General features: G+C 69.3%; 4 protein-coding genes. All 4 read right to left on the bottom strand.

From position 1 onward, the window contains the following. A partial coding sequence (locus MTR62_RS19290) for a LamG domain-containing protein (RefSeq protein WP_244024003.1) occupies positions 1–434 on the bottom strand: 434 nt, incomplete at its 3' end. Between the two features lie 301 nt (positions 435–735). Beyond that, positions 736–2,181 (bottom strand): efflux transporter outer membrane subunit, encoded by a 1,446-nt coding sequence (locus MTR62_RS19295; protein ID WP_244024006.1) that lies wholly within the window; start codon positions 2,179–2,181, stop codon positions 736–738. A 14-nt stretch (positions 2,182–2,195) separates the two neighbouring features. Further along, a complete protein-coding gene (locus MTR62_RS19300; protein WP_244024008.1) occupies positions 2,196–5,381 on the bottom strand; it encodes an efflux RND transporter permease subunit in 3,186 nt (1,061 codons plus the stop codon). A gap of 150 nt (positions 5,382–5,531) precedes the next feature. Further along, the coding region (locus MTR62_RS19305; protein WP_244024010.1) for an efflux RND transporter periplasmic adaptor subunit at positions 5,532–6,279 on the bottom strand (748 nt) is incomplete at its 5' end.

Below are 6,279 nucleotides of genomic sequence, written 5' to 3' on the forward strand. Positions count from 1 at the left end.
AGGCGGGTGGGCAGAGCCGCGCCGAGCGCGACCGGCGCGGCCTTGTCAAGCGTGAGCGAGGCCTGCCCGCGAACCGCGCGGATCGTCACGCGGTGCCATTGGCCGGGCGCGATGGCCGCGCTGGCGCGCGCGTTGGCCTGCCCCAGACGCAGCGCGAGGTGGCCGTCTTCGGCGATGAGGCGCAGCGGCTCGCCGGTTTCCCCTGCCAGCACGAGCAGCGTGCCCGAGCGCGGGGCGTCGAGGCAGATCCATCCGCTCAGGGTCCACGACGGGGCGGATAGCGTGATCGGTGTGGACCAGGTTGGCGCGGCGGCGATCGACTGGAGGTTGAACGGGCCGATCGGCTGATCGGCCGCTTGCGCGCGGACCTGCGAAGCGATCGCGCCTCCGGCCAGCGCCGTCGTCATCATGATGGCCAGCGCGCGCGTGGCCACGCCTTTTCCCACGCCTTTACCGGCGCCGTGCTTGCGTCGCATCCCGTAGACCTCCCGAATTGTCTTGCGCCCATACTTGGCTTTGGGATGTTCTAGGCAGATCGCGCGGGCATTAAAAGAAATCTTTTTATATATTCGTCAAGTTATCGGAATTGCTGTTCTTTAAGGCTTCGCGAGCGGCGGCATCGGGGCGGCATCGGGGCGGCATCGGGGCGGCGAGGGGACGAAAATCGATGCCGGTCGGCGTGGGGGCGCGTGCGGGGGGCAGAGGGAGGTCCTGCGCCCGCACGTGCCCGTCCGGTCAGCCCGCCTGCCGGTTCCAGTTGCCACCCAGCGCGCGGAACAGGTCGACTTGCGCGAAGGCGACGTCGCGCACGCCCTGGGCGTAGAGTGTTTCGGCTTCGGCCAGCGTGCGCTGGGCATCGAGCACGTCGAGCGCGTCGATCTGCCCCCGGCTTTCGCGCGCGAGGCTGACCCTGGCCGCGCGCTGCGCCGCATCGCGCGCCGAGGCGAGCCGTTCGCGGCGCTGGAGCGCGGCGCGGTAGGCCGAAAGCGCGGTCTCGGTTTCCTCCAGCGCGCGCAGCACGGTGCCGTCGAAGGTTGCAAGGTCGGCCCGGGCGTCGGCCCTGGCGCCCCCGATCTTCGCGCGGATCGCTTCCTGGTTGGGGAAGGCCCAGGAGATCAGCGGGCCGAGCATCCAGCGCAAGGGGCCAGCCCCCAGCACGTCGCCCGCGCCGACCGCCGTGGTCCCGATCGAGGCGCCGAGCGAGATCGTGGGGTAGAGATCGGCGGTGGCAACGCCGATGCGCGCGGTGTCGGCGGCAAGGCGCCGTTCGGCGGCCTTTACGTCGGGGCGCCGGGCGAGCAGCGTGCGCCCGTCGCCCACCGGGATGGCCTGTTCGACATCGGGCGTGGTGGTGCGCGTGCGCGCGGCTTCGGGCAGGTCCTGCGGGGTGCGTCCGGTCAGCGTGGCGAGCCGGAACAGCGCGGCGGCGCGCTGGGCCTCAAGCGTGGGGATACTGGCGGCCTGCTGTTCCTTGAGCTGGGTCACGCGGATCACGTCGAGTTTCTGGTTGAGCCCGCGTTCGAAGCGCGCCTCGGTGATCCGCTCGGAGCGGGCGAGGAGGTCGACCGTGCGCCGGGCAACCGCGATCTGCTCGGCCGCGCTGGTCGCATCGACATAGGCGCGCACGGTGTCGGCGACCACGGTCACGCGCACCGTGTCGGCGTCTTCCTGCGCGGCAGCAAGATCGGCGCGCGAGGCTTCGATCCCGCGCTTGACCCGGCCGAACAGGTCCAGTTCGTAGCTCACCGAAAGTTCGCCGTCGACGGTGCGCGCCTCGCGGTCCATGCCGGGCAGGAGCTGGCTTTCGGAGGCGCGCCGATAGCCGCCCTGCGCGTCGATCCCGGTCTGGGGCAGGCGGTCCGAGCGGCTGCCCCGCAGTGCGGCGCGGGCCTTTTCGATCCGCGCCACGGCGACGCGCACGTCGGTGTTGGCAGCCAGTGCGTCGCGCACGAGGCCGCTCAGCACCGGATCGTCATAAAGCGTCCACCAGTCGGCCACCGGGGCCTGCGTGGTGACGGCGGCTGGGGCGGCAGCGCTCGCAGTGTTGGTGCCGGGCGCGGTACCCGCGAAGGGCGCCTGCGCGGATGGCGGGGCGGTGGGGGCGACGTAGTCGGGGCCCGCCGCGCAGGCGGCCAGGCTGGTGGCGGCCAGCAGCCCGGCAAGGGTATTGCGCAGTCTCATCGGAACTTTTCCTTTCATTCCGCAGGCTGGAGGGCGTGGCTGTCGTGGCCGCGGTGCGCGGGTTTCCAGCGGATGCGCTGGGCCAGGCTGCGGCACACGACGTAGAAGGTGGGCGTGAACAGCAGGCCAAACCCGGTCACCCCGACCATGCCGAAGAACACTGCGGTGCCCAGCGCCTGGCGCAGTTCCGCCCCGGCCCCTTGCGCAATCACCAGCGGCACCGCACCCAGGATGAAGGCAAAGCTGGTCATCAGGATCGGGCGCAGGCGGGTGCGCGCGGCGTAGACCGCGGCCTCCACCGGCGACATCCCGCGCTCGTCCTCAGCCTGCTTGGCGAATTCGACCACCAGGATCGCGTTCTTGGCGGCCAGCGCAATCAGCACGACGAGGCCGATTTGCGTGAGGATGTTGTTGTCCATCCCCCTCAGGTTCACGCCCAGCATGGCCGCGAAGAGGCACATCGGGACGATCAGGATGATCGCCAGAGGCAAGGTCAGGCTTTCATACTGCGCGGCGAGCACGAGGAAGACGAAAAGCACGGCCATGCCGAACACCACGCCTGCGGTGTTGCCCGCGTGCGCCTGCTGGTAAGCGATGCCGGTCCATTCGGTGTCGTAACCGGCGGGCAGCGTTTCGGCGGCGACCTTCTGCATCGTCATCAGCGCCTGCCCGGTCGAGTGGCCGGGAGCCACCGAACCGTCGACCTCGATCGCGGGATTGAGGTTGTAGCGCACCACGCGGTAGGGGCCGGTGGTATCCTCGAAGGTGGCGACCGAACCGATCGGCACCATCGCGCCCGAGGTGGAGCGGGTCTTGAGGTTGGCGAGATCCGCCGTGGAGCCCCGGAACGGGGCATCGGCCTGCGCGGTCACCCGGTAGGTGCGGCCGAGCAGATTGAAGTCGTTGATGAAGGTCGAGCCGAGGTAGGTCTGGAGCGTCTCGAAGACCTTTTCGGGAGCCACGCCCAGAAGGTCCGCCTTGCGGCGATCGACATCGGCGTGGACGCGCGGGGCGGCCATGTTGAACATCGTGTAGACCTGCTGGAGTTCGGGCTGCTGGTTGGCCTTGGCGATCAGCGCTTGCGTCGCCTTCTGCATTTCGGCGTAGCCATGGCCGCCCTTGTCCTCGACGATCATGCGGTAGCCGCCCGGCGGGACGATGCCGCTGATGGTCGGCGGGGGGACGAGGATGATCTGCGCCGCGTCATAACCGCCGAGCGCCGTCTGCGCCTGCGCCATGATCTCCTGATAGGTCACGCCCATCTCCTTGCGCTTCTCGAAGCTGTCGAAGGGGAAATAGATCGCGGCGGAATCGGGCGAGGCGGTCTGCGAGGGGCCGTTGAACCCGGCGAACATCACCGCGCCCTTGATCCCCTTGACCGGCAGGATGCGCTTGGCGACCTCGCGGGTGACCGCATCGGTGCGCGCGAGCGAGGAGCCGGGCGGCAGGAAGATCGCGGCGAGGAAGTAGCCCTGGTCCTGCTGCGGGATGAAGCCCGCGGGCGTCGCCCAGAACAGGCCGATGGTTGCGGCGAGCAGAGCGGCGTAGCCCATCAGCATGCGCGCGGGGCGCTTGACCAGAACGTAGGTGAGGCGCGCGTAGCCCGCGCTCATCCTTTCGAAGCCGTGGTTGAAGCGGTCGGCCGCGCCCTCGAGCGTGCGGCGCCAGCGCGGCGCGCTCGAGGGCAGGCGTTCGCGTTCCTTGAGCAGCAGCGCGGCGAGCGCGGGCGAGAGCGTGAGCGAGACGAGCAGCGAGATGACCGTGGCGGTCGCGATGGTCACCGCGAACTGCTTGTAGAACTGGCCCGACATGCCCCCGATGAACAGCGTGGGCAGGAACACCGCGCAGAGCACCAGCACGATCGCGACCAGCGCGCCCGCCACTTCGTCCATCGACCGGCGCGCGGCTTCGAGCGGAGACATGCCTTCCTCGATGTAGCGTTCGACATTCTCGACCACCACGATCGCGTCGTCGACCACGATGCCGATCGCCAGCACCAGTCCGAAGAGCGACAGGTTGTTGAGCGAGAAACCGGTCACGTTGAGCATGATCGCGGTGCCGACCAGCGAGACCGGAATGGCGACCACCGGGATCACCGCCGCGCGCCAGTTCTGGAGGAACACGAGGATGACCAGCACCACCAGCACGACCGCTTCGAACAGCGTGTGGTAGACCGCGTCGATCGACTGGCCGATGAATTCGGTGGGGTTGTAGATGACCGAATATTCAAGCCCCTTGGGGAACGACTTGGCGAGCGTGTCCATCTCGCCGCGCACCGCCTGGGCGGCGGCGAGCGCGTTCGAGCCGGGGCGCTGGAGCACCGCGAGCACGACGGTGGGCTTGTTCGAAAGATAGGTGTTGAGGGTGTAGTCCTGCGCGCCCAGTTCGACACGGGCGACATCGCGCACGCGCACCTGCCCGCCATCGGCGTCCGAACGGATGACGACGTCGCCGAACTGTTCGGGGCTGGTCAGGCGGCCCTGCAATTCAACCCCGACCTGATAGGCGTTGCCCCGGTCGAACGGCGGCTGGCCCAGCGCACCGGCCGAGACCTGCACGTTCTGCGCGCGCAGCGCGGCGACGATCTCGCCCGCGGTGAGATCGTGCGCGGCGGCCTTGCCCGGATCGATCCAGATGCGCATCCCGTAGTCGCGCGCGCCGAACATCTGCACGTCGCCCACGCCGTCGAGCCGGGCGAGGCGGTCCTTGACTTGCGTCAGCGCGTAGTTCGACAGGTAGTCGCGGTCGTAGCTGCCGTCGGGTGACTGGAGGTTGACCACCATGAGGAAGTCGGGCGAGGCCTTCTTGGTGACCACCCCCATCGCGCGCACGGCTTCGGGCAGGCGCGGTTCGGCGATCGCGACGCGGTTCTGCACGAGGACCTGCGCGGCATCGACGTCGGTGCCGATCTTGAAGGTCACGGTGATGACCACCTTACCATCGCCGGTCGACTGCGAGCTCATGTAGAGCATGTTGTCGACGCCGTTGATCTCCTGTTCGATCGGCGCGGCGACGGTGTCGGCGACGGTCTCGGAGGAGGCGCCGGGGTACTGCGCGCTGACCGTCACGGTCGGCGGCACCACTTCGGGATACTGGGTGACGGGAAGGCCGAGATAGGCGATCAGCCCCACCACGGTGATAAGCACCGCGATGACACCGGCAAAGATCGGCCGGTCGATGAAGAACCGGGAAAAGCGCATGGGAAATGCCCCTGGGTAAGGCCCGTGCGAGCGCGCGCCCGGCATGCGCGAGGGCGTGCGGCTGCGCGCTCGCGCGGGGCGCCGTTACGGGAAGACGATGGATGAAACGACCGGGCCGGAGCCGTGCAGGCTCCGGCCCGGTCTTTCGTGTCAGTGCGAGAGCGTGGCCTGGGCCGCCTGTGGTTCGCTGGCGGGTTCGGCGCCCGGTGTCGGGGTCGCCCCGGCCTTGGCATCGAGCGTGATCGAACCGCGCACCGGCTTGACCTTGGCGCCGGTCATCGCGGCCTGGTAGTTCGAAATGACCACCCGGTCGCTCGGCGAAAGGCCCGAGCGCACGACGCGCAGGCCGCCGACCATCGGGCCCAGTTCGACCGGCTTGGCGACGACGGTGTCGTCCTTGTCGAGCGTCAGCACGATCTTGCGCGCCTGATCGGGGTGGACCGCGTCGTCGGGCACCAGCAGCGCCTTGACGCTGCCGCCTTCGGCGAGCCGCATGTTGCCGAACATGCCCGGCGTCAGGAACCCGTCGGGGTTGGCGAGCACGGCGCGCACGCGGATCGTGCCCGAATGCGGGTCGATGCCGTTGTCGGTGAAATCGAGCTTGCCCTGCCAGCGGTAGGCGGCCTCGTCCTGCAGGCGCACCTGGACGTGGGCGGGCGCGGCGTGCGCGGCGCGTTCGCGCTGGGTCTTGAGGAACAGCGCTTCGGAGGCATCGAAGGTGAAGTAGATCGGGTCGAGCGCGTTGATCGTGGTGAGCAGCGTCGCGTTGGCGTTGTTGTCGCCCGAGACGAGGTTGCCGACATCGACCCGGCGGTCCGAAATGCGCCCCGAAATGGGCGCGCGCACGGTGGCGAAATCGACGTCCAGCGCGCGCTGGCGGGCGCGGGCCTGCGCGGCG

The sequence above is a fragment of the Novosphingobium organovorum genome (genome assembly GCF_022832435.1).
Lineage (GTDB): Bacteria > Pseudomonadota > Alphaproteobacteria > Sphingomonadales > Sphingomonadaceae > Novosphingobium > Novosphingobium organovorum.

Coding starts and splice junctions, on each gene's coding strand:
- MTR62_RS19295 (WP_244024006.1), bottom strand. CDS start 2,181: ATGAGACTGCGCAATACCCTTGCCGGGCTGCTGGCCGCCACCAGCCTG.
- MTR62_RS19300 (WP_244024008.1), bottom strand. CDS start 5,381: ATGCGCTTTTCCCGGTTCTTCATCGACCGGCCGATCTTTGCCGGTGTC.